At 60.5% G+C, this 23501-nt stretch carries 18 protein-coding genes and 7 pseudogenes; 15 read left to right on the forward strand and 10 right to left on the reverse strand.

The annotated features are described in order from the left end of the window. Nucleotides 1-25 precede the first annotated feature (25 nt). The gene (locus ACSYG9_RS27255; protein WP_220667271.1) at nt 26-1060 is read left to right on the forward strand and encodes an AraC family transcriptional regulator; all 1035 of its coding nucleotides are present in this window, start codon (nt 26-28) and stop codon (nt 1058-1060) included. 69 nt (nt 1061-1129) lie between these two features. On the opposite strand, the gene ACSYG9_RS27260 is transcribed toward ACSYG9_RS27255, so the two are convergent. Further along, a protein-coding gene (locus tag ACSYG9_RS27260; RefSeq protein WP_112320133.1) for an IS3 family transposase occupies nt 1130-2295 on the reverse strand; the annotation gives its coding sequence in 2 pieces (ribosomal slippage) (nt 1130-2020 and nt 2023-2295; 1164 coding nt in all). A gap of 50 nt (nt 2296-2345) precedes the next feature. Continuing rightward, nucleotides 2346-2537, reverse strand: a complete 192-nt coding sequence (locus ACSYG9_RS27265) for an AMP-binding enzyme (RefSeq protein ID WP_454843060.1) — start codon at nt 2535-2537, stop codon at nt 2346-2348. A gap of 112 nt (nt 2538-2649) precedes the next feature. Between ACSYG9_RS27265 and ACSYG9_RS27270 the strand changes: the two genes are divergently transcribed. Together ACSYG9_RS27270 and ACSYG9_RS27275 are read left to right on the forward strand one after the other, a co-directional pair. After that, a protein-coding gene (locus ACSYG9_RS27270; RefSeq protein ID WP_085948638.1) for an IS3 family transposase occupies nt 2650-3788 on the forward strand; the annotation gives its coding sequence in 2 pieces (ribosomal slippage) (nt 2650-2920 and nt 2920-3788; 1140 coding nt in all). A 30-nt stretch (nt 3789-3818) separates the two neighbouring features. Continuing rightward, a pseudogene (locus ACSYG9_RS27275) lies at nt 3819-3977 on the forward strand (transposase); the annotation flags it as partial. A gap of 41 nt (nt 3978-4018) precedes the next feature. Here ACSYG9_RS27275 and ACSYG9_RS27280 read toward each other — a convergent pair. After that, the gene (locus ACSYG9_RS27280) at nt 4019-5269 is read right to left on the reverse strand and encodes an IS256 family transposase (RefSeq protein WP_432793422.1); all 1251 of its coding nucleotides are present in this window, start codon (nt 5267-5269) and stop codon (nt 4019-4021) included. Nucleotides 5270-5364: 95 nt separating this feature from the next. Here ACSYG9_RS27280 and ACSYG9_RS27285 point away from each other — a divergent pair. The 5 genes and pseudogenes from ACSYG9_RS27285 to ACSYG9_RS27305 form a co-directional block, all read left to right on the forward strand. Then, nucleotides 5365-5895 (forward strand): annotated as a pseudogene (locus ACSYG9_RS27285) (IS256 family transposase); the annotation flags it as partial. Between the two features lie 68 nt (nt 5896-5963). After that, a complete protein-coding gene (locus ACSYG9_RS27290; RefSeq protein ID WP_064257805.1) occupies nt 5964-7019 on the forward strand; it encodes a tyrosine-type recombinase/integrase in 1056 nt (351 codons plus the stop codon). Next, nucleotides 7016-8971, forward strand: coding sequence for a tyrosine-type recombinase/integrase (locus tag ACSYG9_RS27295; protein WP_064257806.1), 1956 nt, complete (start codon nt 7016-7018; stop codon nt 8969-8971). Before ACSYG9_RS27290 ends, ACSYG9_RS27295 begins: the two co-directional genes overlap by 4 nt. Before the next feature lie 47 nt (nt 8972-9018). After that, nucleotides 9019-9252: pseudogene (locus tag ACSYG9_RS27300) on the forward strand (transposase); the annotation flags it as partial. Nucleotides 9253-9456: 204 nt separating this feature from the next. Continuing rightward, a pseudogene (locus tag ACSYG9_RS27305) lies at nt 9457-9652 on the forward strand (transposase); the annotation flags it as partial. A gap of 361 nt (nt 9653-10013) precedes the next feature. On the opposite strand, the gene ACSYG9_RS27310 reads toward ACSYG9_RS27305, so the two are convergent. Together ACSYG9_RS27310 and ACSYG9_RS27315 are read right to left on the reverse strand one after the other, a co-directional pair. Further along, entirely contained in the window at nt 10014-10808 is a 795-nt protein-coding gene (locus ACSYG9_RS27310) for a citryl-CoA lyase (protein ID WP_220667252.1), read from the reverse strand. 6 nt (nt 10809-10814) lie between these two features. Then, entirely contained in the window at nt 10815-11393 is a 579-nt protein-coding gene (locus tag ACSYG9_RS27315) for a VOC family protein (RefSeq protein WP_432677226.1), read from the reverse strand. Nucleotides 11394-11555: 162 nt separating this feature from the next. On the opposite strand from ACSYG9_RS27315, the gene ACSYG9_RS27320 reads away from it, so the two are divergent. Then, a complete protein-coding gene (locus ACSYG9_RS27320; protein WP_192379169.1) occupies nt 11556-12785 on the forward strand; it encodes an integrase catalytic domain-containing protein in 1230 nt (409 codons plus the stop codon). Between the two features lie 365 nt (nt 12786-13150). On the opposite strand, the gene ACSYG9_RS27325 is transcribed toward ACSYG9_RS27320, so the two are convergent. Further along, entirely contained in the window at nt 13151-14641 is a 1491-nt protein-coding gene (locus ACSYG9_RS27325; protein WP_432677230.1) for an IS1634 family transposase, read from the reverse strand. Nucleotides 14642-14750: 109 nt separating this feature from the next. Continuing rightward, nucleotides 14751-15807 (reverse strand): annotated as a pseudogene (locus ACSYG9_RS27330) (ISL3 family transposase); the annotation flags it as partial. 34 nt (nt 15808-15841) lie between these two features. On the opposite strand from ACSYG9_RS27330, the pseudogene ACSYG9_RS27335 reads away from it, so the two are divergent. Next, nucleotides 15842-16105 (forward strand): annotated as a pseudogene (locus ACSYG9_RS27335) (IS1634 family transposase); the annotation flags it as partial. Between the two features lie 21 nt (nt 16106-16126). Here the strand turns inward: ACSYG9_RS27335 and ACSYG9_RS27340 are convergent. From ACSYG9_RS27340 to ACSYG9_RS27350, 3 genes are all read right to left on the reverse strand, one after another. After that, on the reverse strand, nt 16127-16777 hold the full coding sequence (locus ACSYG9_RS27340) for a GntR family transcriptional regulator (protein ID WP_220667149.1): 651 nt from the start codon (nt 16775-16777) through the stop codon (nt 16127-16129). Nucleotides 16778-16972: 195 nt separating this feature from the next. Next, nucleotides 16973-17653 (reverse strand): 3,4-dihydroxy-2-butanone-4-phosphate synthase, encoded by a 681-nt coding sequence (locus tag ACSYG9_RS27345; protein WP_454843061.1) that lies wholly within the window; start codon nt 17651-17653, stop codon nt 16973-16975. A 151-nt stretch (nt 17654-17804) separates the two neighbouring features. Then, a complete protein-coding gene (locus ACSYG9_RS27350) occupies nt 17805-18461 on the reverse strand; it encodes an MBL fold metallo-hydrolase (protein ID WP_432793391.1) in 657 nt (218 codons plus the stop codon). Nucleotides 18462-18912: 451 nt separating this feature from the next. Between ACSYG9_RS27350 and ACSYG9_RS27355 the strand changes: the two genes are divergently transcribed. The 5 genes and pseudogenes from ACSYG9_RS27355 to ACSYG9_RS27375 all read left to right on the forward strand — a co-directional run bounded on the left by ACSYG9_RS27355 (nt 18913) and on the right by ACSYG9_RS27375 (nt 23355). After that, nucleotides 18913-19467, forward strand: a complete 555-nt coding sequence (locus ACSYG9_RS27355; RefSeq protein ID WP_220667147.1) for a hypothetical protein — start codon at nt 18913-18915, stop codon at nt 19465-19467. A 72-nt stretch (nt 19468-19539) separates the two neighbouring features. Further along, nucleotides 19540-20388 (forward strand): maleylpyruvate isomerase family mycothiol-dependent enzyme, encoded by an 849-nt coding sequence (locus tag ACSYG9_RS27360; RefSeq protein ID WP_220667146.1) that lies wholly within the window; start codon nt 19540-19542, stop codon nt 20386-20388. A gap of 112 nt (nt 20389-20500) precedes the next feature. Next, nucleotides 20501-21997, forward strand: a complete 1497-nt coding sequence (locus tag ACSYG9_RS27365) for an AMP-binding protein (RefSeq protein ID WP_220667145.1) — start codon at nt 20501-20503, stop codon at nt 21995-21997. Nucleotides 21998-22061: 64 nt separating this feature from the next. Continuing rightward, nucleotides 22062-22825, forward strand: a pseudogene (locus ACSYG9_RS27370) (SDR family NAD(P)-dependent oxidoreductase). After that, the gene (locus ACSYG9_RS27375; RefSeq protein ID WP_374107784.1) at nt 22810-23355 is read left to right on the forward strand and encodes a flavin reductase family protein; all 546 of its coding nucleotides are present in this window, start codon (nt 22810-22812) and stop codon (nt 23353-23355) included. Before ACSYG9_RS27370 ends, ACSYG9_RS27375 begins: the two are co-directional and overlap by 16 nt. Nucleotides 23356-23501: the final 146 nt, after the last annotated feature.

The raw sequence follows: 23501 nt of genomic DNA on the forward strand, positions 1-23501 counted from the left end.
CGCCCGGATTCCCCGGTAGGCTCGTTTGGGCTTCTACATCAAGAAAGTGGTTGTGATGCAAGACACACTCTTGAAGACCGTGGGCAAAGTTGTCCCGTGTGGAGTGATTCAGCACAGTGCGTCGCATCTGGACGAGGCGCGCGTGGCTGTGGCCGAGAATTTTTATCCCCATCATTTGGAGGCCTTGGCTACCGACTCGGGTCTGAATATGTCGCTAAAGACTGTTCAGCTCGGAGGCGTCACCTTAGGCCGTCTCGCCTACGGCGCCGAAGTGAGCCTTGACTTCGGTGAGCTGAGCAATGCCTACCACATCAGCATCCCGCTGTCCGGGCGCGTGGAGGCCGTAGTTGGCCGACAGGTTAGTGTTTCCATGCCCGGGCTGGCTTCTGTTTATCTCCCGGTGGGACCGACGAAGATTTCCCGGTGGAGCGCCGATTGCGCACAGTACGGCGTAAAAATCGACCGCGAATATCTCGAAGCTGAACTGACGACTTTGGTCGGGCACCCCGTTCGTACTCCCGTAAAGTTCGATCCGCTGGTGGACCTGACCCGAGGACCAGCGGAAAGCTGGATCTCGCTGATCCTCACGCTTGCCGCCGATCTCGACCGCGAGGCGGGAGTGCTTTATGACCCGCTGATGTCGAGTTCGCTCGCGCAAGCGGTGACGACCGGCTTTCTCCTTGCCTCGGGCCACGACCATCAAGAATCACTGCAGGAACCTCGTCGTCCCGTCCGTCCTCGCATCGTCAAACGCGCCGTCGACGCGATACATGCCAGTCCTGAAAAACCGTTCACGGTCAATGACCTGGCCGAAGTGGCCGGCGCAAGTGTGCGCAGCCTGCAGGACGGTTTCCAACAGCACCTCGGAGTTCCACCGATGACCTATCTCCGGAGCGTCCGACTCGAGCGCGTCCACGAGGAGCTGAGCCGAAATGATGCCGACAAGTCCACAGTGGCCGACGTGGCACATCGCTGGGGCTTCGGGCACCTAGGCAGATTCGCTGCGGAGTACCGCAGACGCTACGGCGAGACACCGTCCCGTACCCTCAACGGCGCCTGAAGGCATCTGACCCACGACAGCCCGGCCACGAACGCACGGGACTGCTGCACGATCCGGTGACAGATTCGGTCACGCAGCCTGTGTGGCTGGTGTGGTCATGATGGTCTCGAACTCGACAGGCGTCAATCTGCCGAGCCGGAGCTGACGTCGCCGGCGGTGATAGGTCCGCTCGATCCAAGTCACGATCGCGATGCGCAACTGCTCGCGTGTGGCCCATCTCTGCCGGTCGAGGACGTTCTTCTGGAGCAGCGCAAAGAACGATTCCATCGCGGCATTGTCGCCGGCCGCACCCACCCGACCCATCGATCCGACCAGGTCGTGGCGGGCGAGGGCGCGGACAAATTTCCGGCTGCGAAATTGCGATCCACGGTCGGAATGAACCACACATCCGGCAACCGAGTCCCGCCGTGCCACTGCCGATTCGAGGGCCGTGACAGCCAGACGGGATTTCATCCGATCGCTGATCGAGTAGCCGACGATCCGGTTCGAGTACACGTCCTTGACCGCACACAGGTAGAGCTTGCCTTCCTCGGTTCTGTGTTCGGTGATATCGGTGAGCCACAAAGTGTTTGGAGCATCCGCGGTGAAGACGCGGCCGACGAGATCATCGTGCACCGGCGGCCCGGAGCGGCCCTTCTTCGAGCCACGTTTCTTGCCGAACACACTCCACCACCTGTTGGTCGAACAGATCCGCCACGCCGTGCGGTCCGACATCGACTCGCCCGCATCGCGGGCTTCGTCGGCGAGGAACCGGTAGCCGAACTCCGGGTCCTCGCGGTGGGCGTCGAACAGGGCGTTCGCCCGGTACGCCTCCTCGAGTTCGGCGTCGGTGACCGGGTCGGCGAGCCACCGGTAGTACGGCTGGCGCGCGATCCCCAGAACCCGGCACGTCACCGCGACGGGAATCCCGCCGGCGGCCAGCTCGCGGACGAGCGGGTACATCATTTTCCCGGAAGATTCGCCTGTGATAGATACGCCGCGGCCCGCCGCAGCACTTCGTTCTCCTGCTCAAGCAACCGGATCCGCTTTCTCAGCTCGCGGTTCTCTCTGGACTCCTCGTTCGTCGTCCCTGGCTTGGTGCCGTCCTCGACGTCGGCATTCCTGAGCCAGTTGGTCAGGCAGGATTCGCTGATGCCGAAGTCGGCGGCGATCTGCCGCAGGTGCTGACCTGGTTCGCGGTTGCGGGCCACGCGGACGACGTCGTCGCGGAACTCTTTCGGATAGGGCTTGGGCACGGGGTCCATCCTTCCAGCAGTGCCTCACGGCACCACAGTTCAGATGTCACCTATCCGTGCAGCAGTCCCAGCTCCTGCGGTAATTCGTCGCTACCGTCCACGAGTCGGACGTACGCCTTGATCTCCTCTTCGGACTGACCGGCGTTCACTCCAACGACGGCGCATTCGTCGACATCCGGGTGCGCGAGCAAGGCTTCCTCGACCTCGGCGGGGGACAGGTTTTCACCTCGCCGCCGAATCACTTCTTTCTGGCGGGCAACAAACGTGTATGTGCTGAGGTGGGCCCTTCGTAGTGGTCCAGTTGTTGTGCGACTCTGTTGCCCGAGTGTTTGGGCAGGAAGAATCGACGACGACATGGCAGGTAGCAAGCGCCGGCGGCATACGCCGGATCAGATCATCCGCAAGCTGGCCGAGGGCAACAAGCTCCTCGGGACCGGGCAGGAGTTGGCTGAGGTGTGCCGGCATCTGGAGGTCACAGAGTCGACCTGGCATCGCTGGGTGGCCCAGTACGGGGGCATGAAGGCCAATGACGTCAAACGCCTCAAAGAACTCGAAGCTGAGAACGCTCGGCTCAAGAAGTTGGTCGCCAACCAGGCCCTCGATATCGACATGCTCAAGGAGATTTCGTCGGGAAACTTCTGACCCCGAACCGCAAGCGCAGCGCCGTGACGATGCTGCGTGAGCGGTTCGGGGTATCTGAGCGGCGAGCATGTGCTGTGGTGGGCATCCACCGCTCCACGATGCGACTGCACCCAGCGCCGATCACCGCGGAGGAAGCCGAGCTGCGGTCCTGGCTACGTGGGTTTTCCACCGACCGGCCCCGCTGGGGCTGGCGACGCGCCGCGATCGCCGCGCGCAAAGCGGGCTTCACGGTCAACAACAAACGCATCCGCCGCCTGTGGCGCGAGGAGGGGCTGCGAGTTCCCCAGCGCCGCAGGAAGAAACGGCTCACCGGAATCGGGACCGCGGTTGGGGCGATGTGCCCAATCCGGCCGAACGTGATCTGGGCGATGGACTTCCAATTCGACACCACCGCCGACGGCCGAACCATCAAAATGCTCAACGTGATCGACGAGTTCACCCGCGAAGCCCTGGCGATCCACGTCGACCGCGTCATCAACGCCGATGGCGTGGTTGACGTTCTCGACCGCCTGGCCCTGATACATGGTCCACCGTGCTACGTGCGGTTCGACAACGGACCGGAATTCGTCGCTCACGCCGTCAACGACTGGTGCCGATTCAACGGCACCGGATCACTATTCATCGACCCCGGCTCCCCGTGGCAGAACGCCTGGATCGAATCGTTCAACGGCCGCCTGCGCGACGAGCTGCTCAACTCCTGGCGCTTTGACTCCCTGCGCGAAGCCCGGGTCATCATCGAAGACTGGAGGATCGACTACAACGCCAACCGACCCCATTCGGCCCACCACGGACTCACCCCCGCCGAGTTCGCCCTACAGTGGACCACGACCCACCAACCCCAAGCCGCATAGCGACTGGACCATCGAATGGGTCCCCCTCAACTCGGCATCGACTCACTGTCGAAGTCGCAGGTCTCACGCATGGCCGAAGACCTCGACGAGCAGGTCGCCGCATTCCGGCACCGCCGCCTCGACGAAGCCGGACCGTTCACCTTCGTCACCGCCGATGCGTTGACGATCAAAGTTCGTGAGAACAAGCAGGGTCTGTCCGTTAAACGGTGTGTGGGGCCCGGCGGTTCTCATTAGTGGATGGTTCTTTCGAGCCGTCCAGCGAAGGTGATCGCGAACGCGTTCAACGCAGGCTTCCACCTCATCACCCAGCGTGCGCGGCCCCCGCCCGTGGGGTCAAGGGACCGCGTCACCAAGTACAGGCACTTGAGCGCCGATGCCTCGTTGGGAAAGTGTCCTCGGGCGCGGACTGCCCGCCGATAGCGAGCATTGATCGACTCGATCGCGTTCGTCGTGCAGATCACCCGCCGGATCTCGACGTCGTACTCGAGGAACGGAACGAACTCCGCCCAGGCGTTCTCCCACAACTGCACGATCGCCGGATAACGCTCGCCCCACTCGGCGGCAAACTCGCTGAATCGATCCTTCGCGGCCTGCTCACTCGGAGCCGTGTAGACCGGCTTGAGGGACTTGACGATCGCATCGCGATGCTGCCGGCCGGCGTACCGGAAGCTGTTGCGGATCAGGTGCACGATGCACTGCTGAACCACCGTGTGCTCCCAGGTGGTGTTGATCGCCTCGGGAAGCCCTTTCAGCCCGTCACACACGGCGATGAACACGTCCTCGACGCCGCGGTTTTTCAACTCGCTGAACACCTGCAACCAGAACCGGGCGCCTTCAGCACCGTCGCCGGCCCAGATGCCGAGAATGTCGCGCTCACCGCTGACGGTCACGCCCATCACGACGTAGAACGGGGTGTTGCGCACCTGCCCGTCACGGACCTTCACCACGATCGCGTCGACGAAGATGACCGGGTAGATCGGATCCAGTGGCCGGGAGGACCACTCGGCAAGTTCGGCGGTCACCTTCTCGGTGATCCTGCTGATGGTGTCCTTGGAGACCTTCGCCCCGTAGACCTCGTCGAAGTGCGCGGCGATCTCACCGGTGGTCAACCCACGGGCGGTCAACGAGAGCACGATCTGATCGATCCCGTCCAGCCGGCGTTTGCGTTTCGGGACGATGACCGGTTCGAACGAGCCGTCCCGGTCCCGGGGAACTTCGATCTCGACCGGCCCGATCTCGGTCAGTACGGTCTTGGTGCGGGTCCCGTTGCGCATGTTCTCCGCGATCGGTGTTCCGCCGTGTTCGTGACCGAGATGCTCGGTCAGTTCTGCTTCCAGAGCGGTCTCGAGCACGCTCTTCGTGAGCTGGCTCAGCAGGCCTCCCGGCCCGACCAGGCTCACGCCCTGCTCCTTCGCCTGCGCGAGCAAACGCTCCGCGAACTCCTTCTGATCGATGATCTCCCCGGTCACGGGATCAATGATCGCCTCGCCCAGCACTTCTGTCGTGTCAGTCACGGTCATTTCCTTTCGGGTCAGACCGGACCTTCACACACCGTTTTCCGGACAGTCCCAACAAGCAGGTCGTCAAGGCCGTCGTGCTGCTGGCGACCGGCGTCAATGGCGACGGCCACCGCGAGGTGTTGGGCATGCAGGTGGCCACCAGTGAGACCAAGGCATCGTGGAACACCTTCTTCGCCGACCTGGTGGCCCGCGGCCTGGGCGGGGTGCGCTTGGTGACCTCCGATGCTCATGCCGGGCTCATCGAGGCGATCGCAGCGAACCTGCCCGGCGCGGTATGGCAGCGCTGCCGCACCCACTACGCCGCCAACCTCATGGCAGTGTGCCCCAAGTCCATGTGGCCGGCGGTAAAAGCGATGCTGCACAGCGTCTATGACCAGCCCACCGCCACCGCGGTGCACGAGCAGTTCGACCGACTCCTCGAATACACCGACGGCCGATTGTCCGAGGTCGCCGACCACCTCGGCGACGCCCGCGAGGACCTGCTCGCCTTCACCGGGTTCCCCGACGACGTGTGGCGCCAGATCTGGTCCAACAACCCCATATCGGTTAACCGGCCCTCCCACGACACGATCACGGTTGCAGCGTGAGGTCCTGAGCCGACGACCGGTTGAGGCGCATGCTGGCGGTGTCGGCTCCGATCGAAAGGCGGCGGACAATGACCGTTCGGGTGCGCATCAGCAGCAACGGGCATGTGATCGACGGCCAATGGGAAGGATGCGCAGCAGCAAACGCGTTCCTGACGCATCTGGCCGGACGCGGATTCAGTTCGGCAACGGTGCGGGCATATGCGTTCGACGTGCTCAATCTGGCCCGATTCCTGCTCGATCGCGACCTCACGGTGGCTGCGGTGACGCCGGTGACGGTGTTCGAGTGGGTCGACTGGCAGAACGTGCACCGCAAACCCCGCCCAGGCATGGCGACACGAGGTGATCGGGGCACTGCGGCATCGACGATCAACCGACGAGTCGCGGCGATACGCGCATTGTTCGAATACCTGGTGATGACCGGGATACGCACCGAAAATCCGGTGCCCTCACCGCGGCGCGGACAGGGACTGCGACCACCAGCGCGAGGACTGCTCGGACACCTCGGGCCGGGCCGACCCCGAGCCGGAGGCAGGCTGGTACGCCAACCGCGGCTACTGCCCGAGTCCCTCGACGCCGACGCGATCGAGCAGTTTGCGGCGTCGCTGCGCACCCATCGGGATCGAGCGATGTTGTGGGCGATGCTGTTCGGCGGGCTGCGCAACGCCGAGGTGCGATCCCTGCGGTTGGCAGACGTCGATTTCGGCCAGCGACGACTCCGGGTGCTCGGCAAAGGCTGCAAGGAACGGGTGGTGCCGGTCGATGCGGTGTTCTTCACCGAACTGTCGGCCTATCTGCGCCTCGAACGGCCACCGGGGTTGGCGACCGAGGAGTGTTTCGTGGTGCTGCGCGGCCCCACCGCGGGGGCGCCGGTGACCGAGGCGGGACTGCGGTCGCTGTTCCGGCGGCACCGGGACCTCTCCGGTGCGACGAGGGTGCGTCCGCACCGATTGCGCCACACCTACGGCACCGAACTCGCTGCCGCCGGAATCGATCTGATGGTGCTGCGAGAATTGATGGGGCATGTGTCTCCGGACACCACTGCCGAATATGTGCATTTGTCGGTCGAGCAGCTCGCCGCCGAATACGGCGCGGCCCGCGCCAGTCTCGCCGGAACACGACAATGAGCACCGCGGTGGTTGCGACGGTCGTCCTGCCGGCCGGACCGGGTGCGGTGCTCACCGACTACCTCGAGCACGTCGCCAGCCTCGGGCTCAGCGACAGGTCGGTGCGCGCTCGCACCCTCATCGCGACCACCTTCCTCACCACGCATCCGGACTTGCGGGACTGGATGACCCGACCCGCTGCCGACCGGCTGGCCGAACTACGCCGCACCGGGGCCTGGCCACTGCTGTGTCACCTCATCGGACGCGGCAACCTGCGGCTCGACCTCGAACTCGCGGCCGTCAAGAACCTCACCGGACTCGGCCGGGCCGTCGAGGACCGCGACCCGGACGGGTTCGCCGCGGTCCGGGCCGCCGGCCTGGTTTTGGGGTGGACACCGCAATGGGTCGAGACCGTCCTCGGCGAGTGCCTGGCGGTGCTGCTCGCCTGGCACGGCGGTTCCGTCAGCGGTGTGAGCGCCGAGACCGTCGGCGAGTTCGACGCCGCATTGGCTGCCACACAGTCAATCCCGGATACATCGAAACGCGCCTACCGCAACCGTATCGCGGGACTGCGACAAATGCTGTTTCAGGCCCGCATCGTCGACACCCCACCACGGCGCCGACCGTGGGCCCGCACCTACGCCCAACGCTTCGCCGACGCCCCGATGGCCGATCCGATCCGCGAGGCCCTGTTGCGTTACGTCACCGTCCGGGCATCGGTGCTCCGCCCGAAATCGGCCGAATCGCTGATCAACGACCTGCTGCCGTTCGCGGACTACCTCACCACCAACCATCCCGAGGTCACCTCCCTCGAGGATCTCGACCGCAGTCACATCGAGGGCTTCCTCGTCTGGAATCGCACCCGCACCTGGCGTGGGCAACGCGCCGCTGCCGGGGCCGGGCGCATCATCTCCAAGGCCGTGATCCAATCGACGGTACTGAGCGTGCGCAACCTGCTCGAGGACATCACCGAATGGGGCTGGGAGCAGGCCCCACCGCGCCGTCTGGTCTTCGCCGCCGACGTCCCGAAACTCGACCAACCGCTTCCGCGGGCATTGCCGCCCGACATCGATGCTGCGGTGATGAATGCGGTTTCCCAGCTGGATGATTCGTTCGCTCGTATCGGGTTGACGGTGCTGCGCGGAGCCGGTCTGCGGGTCGGGGAGCTACTGGATCTCGAGCTCGGCAGCGTCATCGATTACGGCCCGGCCGGGACCTGGCTCAAGGTTCCGTTGGGCAAGCTCGCCACCGAACGCATGGTCCCGCTCTCGGCGACCACTATCGCCGCGTTGGACGAGTGGACCGGCGGGCGTGGTATCTGTCGGCCATTGCCGCATCCCCGCACCGGAGAGTTGACCGATTTCCTGTTCGTCGCACACGGCCGCCGTCTCAGCCAGACCCGGCTGCGCAACGGTCTGCTCGCTGCCGTCGAGGCTTGCGGACTGCGTGGGGCCGGGGGTGCGCCGTTGGTGGTGACCCCGCATCAGCTGCGGCATACTTGGGCCACCGAACTCGCCAACGCCGGGATGAGCCTGCAGGCGTTGATGGCGTTGCTCGGGCATGTCACTCCGCAGATGACTTTGCGTTACGCCACTTTGGCTTCACCGACGTTGCGGGATGCCTATGACCAGGCGATGGGCAAGATGCGGCGGCGGTTCACGCTCACTCCGGTCGGCAAACCGATCGTCCCCGACGCGGTGAGTTGGCTCGGCAGTGAGATGCTCAAAACGCGTGTTGCCCACGGTTACTGTTCCCGTCACGAGAGCGCGGGTGCGTGTCCCTATGCCAACATCTGCGAGACCTGCGACAACTTCGTCACCGGACCTGAGTTCCGCGGCGCGCTCGAGGCGCAACGCACCGACATCCAGGCTCTCGAGGTCGATGCTCGTGACCGTGGATGGCCCGATGAAGCTGCCCGGCATCATCGTGTCGCTGAGGCGTTGACCGACCACTTGCAGCGTCTCGATCGCTGATTCGATGTGAGATCAGGGTTGATCTCATCCCTGAGGGCCGGATAACCGAACGGCTCAACCGCGAGATCCGCCGCCGCACCGACGTTGTGGGCATCTTCCCCAACCGCGACGCCATCATCCGCCTCATCGGCGCCGTCCTGGCCGAACAGACCGACGAATGGGCCGAAGGCCGCCGCTACCTCGGACTCGAAGTCCTCAGCCGCTGCCGACTTACCCTGACCACCGACACCCCAACACCGACGGAGGCGACCACCGATCCACTGATGCAACTACCCGCCTGACCCCCCCGAAGGATCAGAAACGAGTTACACCACTACCTGGGACTTGACCACCACCAACGCCCTGTTCCCTGAGTTAGGCGATGAATCGACGACCCTGGCCGTCATGTTGACATCCGCCGCGATCACCGCCCGACCTGACTGCAGGCCGATGTAGATTCAGCAAACGCGCAGCCAACGGTGAGGCCAAGTGAGATCGCCAAACACGGTTCGTTGTGGGCCCGACGTGCCGAGATCCTGGCGTACTTCGACACCGGTGCCTCCAACGGGCCGGTCGAAGCGATCAACGGACGCTTGGAACACCTGCGCGGGATCGCGCTCGGCTTCCGCAACCTCAACCACTACATCTTGCGGTCACCTCATCCACTCCGGCGGCCTGGCAGAACGCCTACACGCACTCTGAATCAGGAAGAGCCGGTTAAGGGAAGGCCTTCAATATTTGTGATTCAAGATATTCGCTTGGCATCGACGATGTTCTAGCCGCTCACGTAAGTATCCGCTATCATATCGTTCTATAGCGGGTATGCTAGCGGTGGAATCCAGCCGTCCCACCTCACGTTCCGCGGTCGGGCTGCGTACCAATGACGAAGACGCCATCTATTGTGTTCTCGCGTCCGCTAGCGGCGCGCAGTCGTCATATTGTTTCTTGATGTGGTGCCCAATGATGTGGTGCCTGAAATCATTCAGGCACCACATCATTGTGATTAGTTGCGTCCGGGCTGATTGAGTCCAGCCTGGGCTATGTTGCGCCGGGTATTCGTCGACTACTGTTTGGCTTCCGCTGGCGTTACATAGACCGATTCTCGCTCGGCTATCTGCCAAAGTTGGATTCCCATGGGGTCGCGAACTTCCTCTGCCAGGTGCCCTACGATGCCGGCGGCTCGCGCGACTACGGCGATGCCACGCATGATCCCTGGGTCGATTCCCATATCGCAGAGCAGAGCGCCGGATGCACCTGCGGCGTTGAGCGGTAGCTCCCGGCCGCTGGTTGACGCTACTTTCTGTGCCTGGATCATTAGTTGGGTGTGAGGGCCGATTAGGTGATGGGCTCGTGCGAGTTCGAGGAGCCGAGCGGTACGCGGGTCGCCTTGCTTGTGGACGGGATGCCCCAGCCCAGGGATGCGTCCTGTGGCTTTTTGCTGAATAGCGACAGTCTGGCTCGCCAGTTTCTGGAGATCCTCGTCCTTCATTCGCTTCGTCGGCGCGGCACTACGGAGCATTCGGCCAGAGCCTTCGAGCACGCCGAGAAAGACGGAACCGGCACCTAGTATTCCTGATGCGACGGCGCCCTGAATCGCGTCTGGAGCGCCAGTGTATGTCAGCCTTGCAGCGAGTGCAGTGGGAGTCAAACCATGATCTGCAAGCGCAACCAGGATCGCGTTGAAGACCCGTGCCTCGCCAGTTTCTGGTAGTCGTCCGGTGACGAGTAGGAAGAACATCTCCCCAAAATCGACGTTACCCATCAGTTCATCGGCTAGCGGATAACCCTGTACCCAAATATTGTCGCTGGTGGACCGGCCGATTGAGGTTCTCATACCTGGCTGACTGTCGATTGTCATTTCGAATTACTTAATGCTTTCGAGCGCGGCCGGAACGGGGTCAGCATCGTCGAACCAAGGCTCTGCATCAAGGTCGCGTACCGTGACAGAGAACTCAATCGAGATTCCATTGGGATCGGTGGCGTAGATAGATCGGACAAGGCCGTGATCGACAATCTCGCTGATGTCTGATCCGTTATCGCGAAGTTTCTTCTGAAGAGTCAGGAGATCGTCGTCAGATTCTACTCCGATTGACACGTGGTCGAACTGAATTCCGGATGCGGGAATCCCGGAGTCCTTTCGAGCGGGAAGCTCGGCTTCAGGCCATTCGAAGAATGCAATTGATGCGCCGCGGTTGATGCTGAGGAAGTAGTGGCGATAAGGATACCCCGCATCTTTGTTTCCGGTGGTTCCGACAAGCGGCATGCCAAGCACGTCGCGGTAGAACCGGATGGTATTTTCCATGTCGTTTGTGACCAACGCGAGATGATTCAGCCCAGCGTATGAAACTTCGGTCATTTTTGGTTCCCTGCTTTCTTGGTGTGGTTCGAAATCGGTTGAGTGTGCCATGGCCGCCGAACCCTGGGGCAGTGTTGGCTCGCTCACAGCAATTGTATGCGATCTTAGGGTGCCCTGCAAGGCCGCGCGTTGACTCATCCAAAATGCGCGCATAGAGGTAGTCGTTGCCTCAACTGAGAATGCGCGCGTGCGGTGCGCCTGCCGTGTCCGGCTCGGGCCGGGCGGTAGGCCCGAACGATGGGGCTGTCGATGAGTCAACGCAAGGCCGTGACCAAGACGATCGCGACGCGGTACGCCCGGGCCAACAAGGCCGCCAAGGGTGTCATCCTCGACGAATTGTGTGCCACGACCGGCTGGCATCGCAATCACGCCCGTAAGGCGTTGACGCAGGCGTTGCACCCCACGACGGTCAGGGGACGCACCCCGAGACCACCGAAGTACGGCTCGGACGTGATTGCGGCACTACGATTCTGCTGGGCAGTGCTCGGTGCGCCGGCCGGTAAACGGCTGGCGGCGGTGCTGCCGGACCTGGTGCCGACGCTACGTCGGTTCGGCGAGTTGAGCATCGACGACGCCACTGCGGAGTTGTTGGTGTCGATGTCGGCGGCGACCATCGACCGTCGGCTGGCCGAAGACCGGCGCAGGCTCGATCCGAAGGGCCGGGCACACACCAAACCGGGGTCGTTGCTCAAGTCGCAGATCCCGATCCGCACGTGGGCGCAGTGGGACGACGCAGTCCCGGGGTTCGTGGAGATCGACCTGGTCGGACACGAAGGCGGCAACGCGGTCGGCGACCACGCCTACACCCTGACGGTGACCGACATCGCCACTGGCTGGACCGAGAACCGGTCGGTGCCGAACAAGGCCCGCAAGTGGGTGCTCGCCGCGCTCGAGGAGATTGCCGGCATCCTGCCGTTCCCGATCCGCGGTGTCGACTCCGACAACGGCAGCGAATTCATCAACCACCACCTGCTCGCCTGGTGCGAGCAGCGGCAGATCACCTTCACCCGGTCCCGACCCGGCAACTCCAACGACGGCGCGCACGTCGAGCAGAAGAACTGGGCGATCGTGCGGACCGTCGTCGGCTACCACCGTTACGACACCCCGGCAGAGTTGTTGCTACTGAACAGGATCTGGGTTCTGCAGTCGAGTCTGTCGAACTACTTCTGTCCGCAGCAGAAACTGATCTCGAAGGTGCGGGACGGGGCGAAGGTGATCAAGAAGTACGACACGGCTACCACCCCGAAACGCCGCGCCGAGCAGCACGAGACGGTCACCGTCGAGGACAAGGCGATCCTCGCCGACACCTACGTGCGCCTGAACCCGGCGGCGATCCAGCGGCAGATCCAGGCGTTGACCGCCGAGCTGCTGACCCTGACCATCGCCAAGGCCGGTCCGGCCCGCGTCCCCGCCGTCACGGCAGTCGCCACGCGCGCATCATCGGATGAGGCAACGAAGCAAACCTCGCGCGCATCTTGACGTGAGGCAATAGGGGCCGTGTGGGGATGTGCTCAGTTCACTGAGCGGAGGGGAGGTTGGATTGAATCAGTTCAAGAAGGCGATGCGTGGCAGGTACTGCCTGGGGAGGATCTACGCGCGCGGTTCTAACCTGAGGCCCGGCGACCCGTAGAGTGCCCTAGGTCACTTGCTGTCACCTCTGATTGGTGGCAATGGTGGTCCTGTCGCGATGCACGGGATTGTCGTATTGTGTACAAAGGGCGGTCGGTCGTTGAGGGACGTGTTCTGTTTCGGTACGCCAACGGCCGAGTTGGGCAAGTTCGGCGAGTTCTTTCGGCACGCCGGTGTGGATGCGTTTGAGCAGCTTGTACCTGAGTTAGGTCAGATTAGTGCGCACCGCGGATCGCGTTGATGAGTTTCTGCAGGTCGTCGGGTAGTGGGTCGGCGGCGGTGATGGTGTGGATGCCGGCTTTGATCTGCACGGTGCGATAGCGGCGAGCGGTCGTGACGAACTTCTTGATCGACCAGCCGGAGCGTTCCTCGATGACGCGGGTGATCGCGAGGGCGGCGAACACGATGCTCAGGTGGGCTTCGATGGAATCGCGGGTGTGATGGAAGATCGGGCGGGCGGCCAGGTCGCTCTTGGACATCCGGAAGCTCTTCTCGATCCGCCACAGCTGGTGGTAGGACCCGATGACGAATTCCGGTGTGGGAGCGGTGATATTGGTGGCGTAAGCCTTCCAGCCAGCCAATGTGCGAGCCTTGGTTTCCAGTTCGCGGTTGACGCTTTTGTCCGCGCCTTTGAGCGTGACGAACCGATTGCGTTTGACCGGTGCTTTGCCGGCGACCGCGTTCTCGGCCTTGGCGACTTGCTCGTTGATGCCGCGTACACTGCGCCGCGCCCGGTCGGCACTGTATGTGTAGTAGACGACCTGGTCACGGCGCTTGTTCTTCGACCCCGCCGGAAACGGCTGGGTCAACACCAGCCCGTCCGGTGGTATGGAGTCGGGATTGTTCGTGTGCCACTGCGCAATCAGATACGGGATTGTCGGGATCCTCTCACCCAGAATGAACGACAGACCGGCGGCCTCGATGGCTTTCTTGGTGGCAGCGGAGATCATCCCGGCATCAGCGACCACGGTGATGTCGTCGAGCTGGTGGGCGGCCATGAACGCCCGCAGCGTGGGCAGCATGGTGGCGGTCTCGGCCCGGTTGCCCTCGAACGCCTCGATCATCAGCGGAAACCCGGTCGAGTCGGTGAGCAGGCCGACCGTGATCTGCGGCTCAAGACGACGTTCCTTGGAGAATCCGGGCTCCCGGAACCCGTCGGCCTTGTCGGTCTCGAAGTACAGGGTGGTGACGTCGTACAAAATGAGGCTCGCCGGGCCCACCCCGGCGCGCGCTGCGCACGCCGCGGCCAGCCCGCGACGGAACTCGACCGTGGCGTACTGCGGTAGGCGACGGGTCAGGCTGCGATAGGACATGGTGTCGACGCCGACTTCGGTGAGGACTCGCAGCGAGTCCAGTTTGCTGGTGTGTTCGATGATTCGGGCGAGTACAAGATCTCGAAACACGCTGTCTCGGTTGGCTGCTGACTCGAATCCGAGGTCGGTGTAGACCGCGGCCAGGGTGCCCCACAGCACCTGCATCCGCGAGGACTGGATTGGCAGCGGCCCTGCCGCGGCGGCGAGGCCGAGGTCGAGTTCGGTCTGCCCGGCGGCCAGCCGCTTGGCGGCGACTTCTTTCAGCGCCGCCAGTTCGTCCTCGGTGTGTGCCGAGCCGATGTGCTCGATGTTGCGCGATCCGCACCGGTTCGAGTGCACGATTTGCACCGCTGTCGCTCCGGACGCGGTCTTCACCGTGCGCACATAGGCCACCCAGGCAGCTCACGACCCCTCACTCAGTGCACAAATTCTGACCACAGGACACCGATCGCCGCAGGTCAGAACTTCCCGAATTCCTCGGATCCTCCAACTTGTCCTAAGTCAGGTTGTACATCGCGATCTTCCCGTCACGCTTGTGCGGTTGGCCGTAGGCGTCGATCAGGTCTTGATAGACGGCGTAGGTGACCGCGACCGCCAGATGTTCCTCACGCGCTTCGAGGCCGTTGGTGATGCGGGTCTTCTGCCTGTCGGTCAACAAGCCGATTCGGGTGAGCAGAGGGCTGCGGATGCCGTAGAGCGGGTCCCCGGTGCGGCCGCGGTGTCCGCACGTATCCTGTTGCACGCGTTGACGACACACCGTGAGCTTGTCCGCGGCCAAGTGCACCACATGAAACGGATCCATCACCGCACGCGCCTTGTCCAGGGTTTCAGCGGTCGCGGTGCGATACCCGGAGAACCCGTCCATGGTGACGACCTTGATCCGGTCACGAAATGCAGGATCGCGCGCGGTCAGCCAATCCTTCAACGCCGCCTTGGAACGGTCGGCGACCATGTCCAGCAAGCGTGCCGGGCCGGTACCATCGACGATCGGTGTCAGGTCGACGAGCACGGTCACGAAACTCGAATCCCCCTTGCCGCGAACGTGTCTCCACTTGTGCTCATCCACCCCAAGGACCCACACCGTCCAGGCGGGCCGGTGCGGACGCCAGCATGCGGACCTCCTCGAGTGCGAGCGTGTTGACGGTGTTCCAGCCCAACCCGACCGCCGCGGCGACCACCTTGACCGACATTTTGTCGACGATCATCGCCCGCAGAATCCACGTGGTGGTGCAGCGGGTGACGTGGGCCCGTGGCGCCACGAGGGTCGAGATGTCGGCACGAAAGATCATGGTGGCACAGTCCGGGTTCTCGCACAGGTAGCGCGGCACCGCGATACGCAGCCGAGTCGGATGTCCCACGATCGGCAGATCAGCGACCTCACGATCGATGTGGTCACGCAGCCGACCGGCCTGCCCGCACCTGGGACACCCATCCTGAGGGGCCAGGACCTGGCAGAACACGTGGGTGCGGTCCTCGCCGTCGAGGGCGGCATCGGTGATCGTCACCCCGAGCTCGATGGTGCGGCAAATGGTGTCGGCAATAGCGCTACGCTGCAACATGGGTACTGTCGGTGCCGGGCTGATGGTGTGAGAACTTTCATCCTCACACCGCAGGACCCGCCCGATCTTCCATCACACCCGCGATTCCATCGAAGCCCACCTGAGCATCGTGTTCGCCGCCCTCGCGATCACCCGCGTCATCGAGGAACGCTCCGGCTGGTCGATCAAGAAGTTCGTCACGACCGCTCGCCGCTATCGCACCGTGCAGATCAAAGCCGGCATCCACACCATCACCGCCGCCGACCCACTACCCGACGACCTGCAGAAACTCATCAACGCGATCCGCGGTGCGCACTAATCTGACCTAACTCAGGTTACATCAAATCGACGAAGACGACCATTCCATGCTCTTGAGTGAGTTACGTCCCGCTCGTAGATGGGCGCGCATAATGCTCTCAGCCCAACCACCATCAGCCGCTTCGATAGCTTCGACAATTTCTCGATGAGCAGCGTGAGCACGCCGAAGATCGTCACCCGAGTGATGGCGAAACGCCTCAGCGACCATCGGCGCCGAAATCAATGTAGGAAGAAAAGCTACCAGTTGGCGGTTCCCGCCCATCTGATGCAATTCCGTGTGAAATTGGCGAGCCAGCCTGCTTAGCTCATCCCGGTTCGATTCTAATCCTTGGCTAGAAAGACGGTCTGTTTCATCGCATATTTCGTATAGCCGCTTTACGTCAGAAATGCTGCCGGCAGCCCTGCGTGCACCGTATCCTTCAAGCATTACCCTAAGTTCGAAAATATCGTCGAGGTCTTCTGCCGTCCAGCCGACAACAACTGCGCCGCGGTTCCTCAGAATCTTGACGAGTCCTTCTGCCTGAAGGCGATTCAGAGCCTCCCGAACTGGCGTCCGACTCACACCGACAGTTGAAGCAACGTCTTCTTCAGGAAGGCGGCTGCCCGGAAGGTACGTACCACCGATTATTCCATCACGGAGAACAGCGTAAACTGACTCCGCAGCGCCCGGCACGGCCTTACCATCGAGAGCCCTTTTCTCCAAATTAATTCACCAAATTCGCCATCTTTAGAGCCCCCTAAACTCAGCAATTCTAGCCATTTCACTAAAATTATACATGAGTCCATGCAGTAACGCACGCACAGCTCATCGTTAGAATGACATCTAATTGGCGGAAACAGCTAATCGGCAAAGCCGGTATGCGATGTATCACCGGCATTTCAGAGCAGCGATTTCGATCTCAAGCTCCTCAATACGGACGCGCGCAAGTTCTAGCAGATGATGCTCCGCCGTTGCCACTTCGGCCCCATGGAGAAACCCTGCAGTATCGTTGCTAAGGCGGTATGCAACCAGATCCGATATGTATACGTAGGTCAACCCATGGACATGGGCAAACTCAACAAGTTCCGCAGTCGTTGCCATACCATGAGGATCAATCTCAGACACTATCTCGCCCAGTGCTCCGACGGCACCAAGACCAGCTAAACGGGAAATATCTGATGCGGCTTCCACGCGCCCGGCCTTAGCCAGAACACCTCCCTCAGACGCTCTAATTGGAACGACGTGACCAGGCCTTGTAAAATCGTCTGAGTTCGACGTTGGATCGGCAAGCATTCTCATCGTCGCAGCGCGATCGTACGCCGAAATGCCGGTACCCGATTCATTACAGTCAACACTCACGCGGTAGGATGGATCATCCGCGTACATCGCAGGAAGATGCAATCGATCGCATTCGACATTCGGTAAGGCAACACAAATATAGCCGGAACTATGCCGGATCAAGAAAGAGACCACTGCCGTAGAAGCGGTACGAGCTGCACAAACCAGATCGCCTTCACCTGTGTTCTCTGAATCGATAACGACGATAGGCTTTCCTTCACGCACGTCCACGATGGCATTTTCCACACGCGTGAAGCGACCGTCCGGTGAACTCAGAAACGCAGGCGATGGGTCACCGCTACTGGTCACGGAATCCGTCGGTACCATAGCTCTCTCCTTGGATAACATCCAAATCCTCAATAAGAGGACCGGAGGACTCGGCCTACCAGCCGCGCCTTTCCCACTCCATTAGATTAGGCCGTTCGGAGCCTATAGTGGTGTCGTCGCCGTGACCGGGATAGACCCACGTATCATCCCCGTAAACATCGAATATCTTGGTAACGACCATTCCGTACAGAATCTCAAACAAGTCGGGCGTATCATACGAACTTCCGACACCGCCCGGAAAAAGGCAATCTCCGGTCCAAAGATGCGAAGACCCATCCGGCTCCTCGTACGCCAACACAATTGAACCTAACGTATGGCCCACGATGTGAATGGCCCTCAGCACCACATTGCCTACAACAACATCGTCGCCATCCCGAACCAATACGTCGGTAGGACAGGATATTGCCGGCGCATCGGCAGGATGGGCCAACGTCTGGGCTCCGGTACCAGCAACAACCGCCGAAAGCGCTTCCCAGTGATCCTTATGCGAGTGTGTCGTCAAGACCTTCGCAAGAGGCCGACTACCGAGATGACGCAACAGAGCCGGTGCATCAGTTGCAGCATCGATCAGCAGTCGCTCTCCAGTAGCAGTGCACTCGAGGATGTACGAATTGTTGCTGAACTCGCCCAACGCAATCTTGGTGATCCGAAGTCCTGGAACGTCTCTGACGCCGGGAAGCCCCCCGGGCACGACGCAGCCACTGTAGCTCATCGGACTAACAACCCCTCTCCACCTCATATCGGCGACATCGAACGCCGGACGTAACTCCGACAGCGACCGTTGCCCAGGCCGACCGGAACGCGCACTGTGTACATCATTGTATGCGGTCGTTGAACGCGTGCGCAAGACCTGCCTGGCGTGCATCACGCCGAACGGCGGATTCGAGCGTCTCTCTGCGCAGTCCATAGAGTCTTCTTCGGTGCACCCGGGGAGTCGACGCACTACTGCCCTGTAGACCACTCTTGACTTCCGATGTGAGGCCAGTTACATTCGTTGTATACAACCTCAGGCACTGTGGCGCCCTCGCATCATGCCTACAACCCCCACTCCTATTAGGGAGCTCACATGATGTCGAGCAGGCTCAACTATGTGAGATTCGGGACACCACTCAACGAGCCGCGGCTCACCACGAAAATCTGAAAGGGTACTGATGAGTACAGTCTTGACCCCCACCGACACAACCGACCCTACGAAATACATCGCCCGCGCGAAAGCTCTGGTTCCACTGCTCCGCGAGAACGCAACCGAACACCCCTTGGCTGTGAGCGAATCTACTTCGCCATCAAAAGGCGCTCGTTCAGAAGCGCTTTCGCTGTTCAACATTTGGTACCATGCACACCAGACATTTAATTACGAGAGTCTCGGAAATGTGCTATCTCCGGATGTTGAAATACATAGTCTATTCAGCCGTCGTCCGGTAGCTGGAAGAATCTCGGCCCTCAAGCATTTTCGCACGACGGTGTCCAGGTTCTCCGAGTTTGCAATGCCGCTTGTGTCACCTCCTGCAGCAAATGGCCACCAAACGGCTTTTGCCGAAGTAGATTTCACAGGCCGATTTAGCGGCGAACTGACATGGCGTGGCACCACTCACAAAGGCAAGCATCAACCCTTCCGTGTACCCGGAGTGATAATCCTTCATACGACTGAAACGAACGTTTCGTCCGTGAAGACATTGTTCGACCGAGACGACTGGTTATGCCAGATTGACATCGAATAGCCCGTCGACCTAGCTGTCCGCAGAGCAGCCCACTTTTAGTACCTTCCCCTCATCCTCTAAGAATGGAATACCATGACGACCAGCGGAATCGACGTCGCAGCTCGCATTGATGGTACAAGCTTCTCAAGCAAGGAACACTTCATTGGCCTTGTTAGAAAGGAGTTCCGTATCGCATTCGACATGCTCGTCGAGGCTACAGACGACGAATGGCATAAGCAAACCCCATGCGACATGTGGGAAGTTCGCGATATGGCCGGGCATCTTCTCGATACTGCATACGCGTACTTGGGGTACTTCAGCCAGGCCAGGAATTCTTTCCCGACCGAAGATCCCCTCGGTATGCAGGTCTACGGCGATTCACTTGGTTTGAGCGCCCTCGAGTACCGAAAAGTAGACCGTTGGGAAGTCCTCGGTCGGCTCGAGGCCTGTGTCGAGCAATTGCTCAACAACTTCGAGGAGCTCACCGAGGACGAATGGGGCGGGCTGTTCGTTCCTCACCGTTGGGTTGGTCCCGTACCTGCATACCTCATGGTGGCATTCCAACTCATCGATTACTCAATCCACAACTGGGACCTTCGGACTGCGCTCGGTAAGCCAGCATTTATCGACGAACCTTCCTCTGATCTTCTCGTACCGTTCCTCTTCGGCTTGATGCAGATCACTGTCCTGCCGGAACTCGCTGCCGAAGCAGATCTGACCGTCAAGATCGAGTTCACCAGCCCGCGATCTGAATACTGGACGGTACGGGTTGCCCACGGGGACCTCGCGTTCAACCCTGGCGCACCGGAGACATATGACGCCGAATTCAAGTTCACAACACCCGAATTCTCGTTGGACGTCTACCAGCGCGTGCGCGGCGGAATCGAAGGTGGAGACGCTGAGGCAATCGAACTCTTTAGAAAGATGTTTTTCACCATCTAAGTGCTTGCTGGGTCGCAACTGTTGTCCATCTACACCTTCTGATTCCCAGAAGACGGCAGGCTGCTGGCCAAAACACTCTGGTACTCACATTGAAACGAAAACGAACTAGATTATGACGCGCATCGTCAGCATCCCCGAGTTCCTCAAGGCAGGCGCAGACAAGTGGCCTGATACGCCTTGGTGCAGAACTCCAAGTGGGGGAGTCGTCACCAGATCAGAACTATATAATGATGCCCTGCGATGTGCCGGAGGCCTCAAGGAACTAGGCGTCAATCCCGGAGAACGTGTCGTAATTTGTCTACCCAACGGACACGATTTTCTCCGAGCGTGGTTCTCCATCGCACTAATCGGAGCGGTGAGCGTCGCGGTGAACCCTGCATCCGCGCCTGAACTGCCTACCGTGGTCCGCGACGTCAATGCTCGTTACATTATCGCGGAACCGCGGGCCGAGGTACCTACCACCACTGCACGGATCATCGGTGTATCTGACCTGATCGACTCTGAGCCCACCAAACCAGCAGAAGTTTCTCCTGACGAAATTGCGTCGCTAATCCAAAGTTCGGGAAGTAGCGGACATCCCAAGTTCGTAATTGAGAACCACAAAATGTACACGCTGGGCGCAGAGGGGTATCCGTACTGGCTTGGGATTGGCGAAGAGGACGTCCTCCTCACGACTCTTCCACTATCCCATCTGAACGCACAAGTATACTCAACCTTGGGCTCGTTCGGATGCGGAGCCGAGCTAATTCTTCTGCCTCGATTCTCAGCGCGCAACTTTTGGCGCTCGGTCAACGACTACGGAGTAACCGCATTCAATGCAATAGGCGCGATGCTTGAAATACTCATGAGTCGACCACCATCTCCGGAAGAATCCGCGCACAAGGTGCGTATCTGCTATAGCGCTCCTGCGCCGACACCTGAACGTCACGATGAAATCGAGAAACGTTTCGGCTTCCGATTGGTGATCGGATACGCGCTGTCAGAGACGCCTTACGGACTCGTTGCTTCACTCCAAGAACCGACTGTTTATGGTTCAATGGGACGACCGCGGCAACACCCAGTTCACGGGACGATAAACCAGGCGAGAATTGCAGACGAGTACGGGGAACGCGTTGCAACGGGCCAAACCGGAGAACTCCAGCTCTTTAACCCGGCAATCACGCCTGGATATGTTGGCTCAGGAGATGAGAAGCTATCATTGACTGACGACGGATGGTTGCGGACCGGCGACCTTGCCTACGCCGACAGCAGGAACAACTACTTCTTTGCGGGTCGAATCAAAGAAATGATCCGCCGGCGGGGAGAGAATCTATCTGCGGCTGAAGTCGAAAAGGTCCTCGACGATCATCCGAGTATCGCCTCATCAGCAGTCATCGGCGTACCCTCCCCGTTGGGTGAAGAGGATATTAAGGCATTCATTATGCTTCAGAGTGGCTCACAACTTGATGGCGCGCAAGTGGTTTCATGGTGTCAAGACAGACTTCCGCCATTCAAACAACCACGCTATGTAGAGTTTGTCGACACATGGCCATTGACATCTACGATGAAGATCGCCAAAAAGTCCCTTTCGAGAAGTCGAACTCAGAACGAAATTGATCTGGAACAATAGGAAGTCGCCAACCAAATCGCGCGGTCTATCTACGATCCATCACCACAAATAGAATTAAAGGAGAATCAACGTGATTCTACAGGACCGGACCATCATCGTAACTGGCGCTGCCAGCGGTATCGGAGAGACGACAGCCAGGCATTTGTCGAGTGTCGGCGCGAATGTCGTTATCGCCGATATCAACCCGGCCGGCGAGAGAATCGCGGCGGAGATTCGCGACTCCGGCAGATCGTCGCTTTTCGTCCGAACTGACGTTAGCGACGAGAGCAGCGTCGAATCGATGGTTTCAAAGGCAGTCAGCCAGTTTGGGAGCATCGAAGGAGCTTTAACAACGCCGGTCTCGAGCAGGCGAGTCTTCCGTTGCACGAGATCTCGGCGGACCAGTGGAACCGTGTCATCGGCGTTGACCTCACAGGTGTGTTTAACTGCCTCAAGCATGAGATTGCGGCAATGCTGACGACCGGTGGCGGCGCAATCGTCAATGTAGGTTCAGTGCTCGGCGCCACGGCAATGCCTAACGCATCCGAGTACACCGCCGCGAAGCATGGTGTCGTCGGTCTTACCCGTGCGGCAGCTTCTGACTATGCCACCAAGGGGATTCGGGTTAACGCAGTGATGCCCGGTGTCACCAGCACTCCGATGATTCAGCGAGCGTCTCAGGATCCTGTCTTCGCGGCGCACTTCGACGCAATCCGTCTACGTCACAGTATGGAGAGGTTCGCAGAACCGTCAGAAATCAGTGCCGCCGTTGTTTGGCTCCTTTCTGACGCAGCTTCATTCGTGACTGGAGCTGACTTGGCTGTCGACGGCGGATGGATGGCGACGTGACGATCCATGTTAGCCAGGCTGCAGTGAGTCCTAACCACCTCAATTTTGAACCTGTGGATCCCGAGCATTTCCGAGGGGTAATTGGACGATTCACCAGTGGTGTAACGATCGTTTCGACACGATCTGAAGATTTGGATTTCGGAACGACGGTGAGCGCGTGCACCTCGATCTCACTCGAACCGGCTATGATTGCTGTTTGTCTGAATCGCGAGAGCAGTACGCAGAAGGCTGTCCTTTCCCGAGGGTTCTTTGGCGTAAGTATCTTGTCGACCGCCCACACTGATTTGGCGGGACGGTTTGCCGGAAAGGGTGCTGGCAAGTTCAATTTCGAACCGTCCCGAGGGCCACTCGGAATGCCGCTAATTGGCGGCGCCCTCGCCCAGATCGAATGCGAGCTAGATGACGCCGTTAGTGTTGGCACCCATACACTTCTGATCGGCAGCGTTCGATATGCGGTCGCTTCAGATGCTGAACCACTCGCGTACTTTCGTGGTCGATTTGGGCGCTTCGATTCGAGCATAGGAGAGTAAGCGTCACCCTGGATTCTGGACCTGATGACAGGAGTGTAATTCGAGATTATCGATCGGCAACAGTAGAGTCACTCTGGTTAAATCCAGCCAGTAGCTTAAGAAGGGCTGTTGCCGATCGTTATTTCGGCAGCCCACAAGAGGTATTT

Source organism: Rhodococcus sp. SJ-2 (assembly GCF_053750035.1).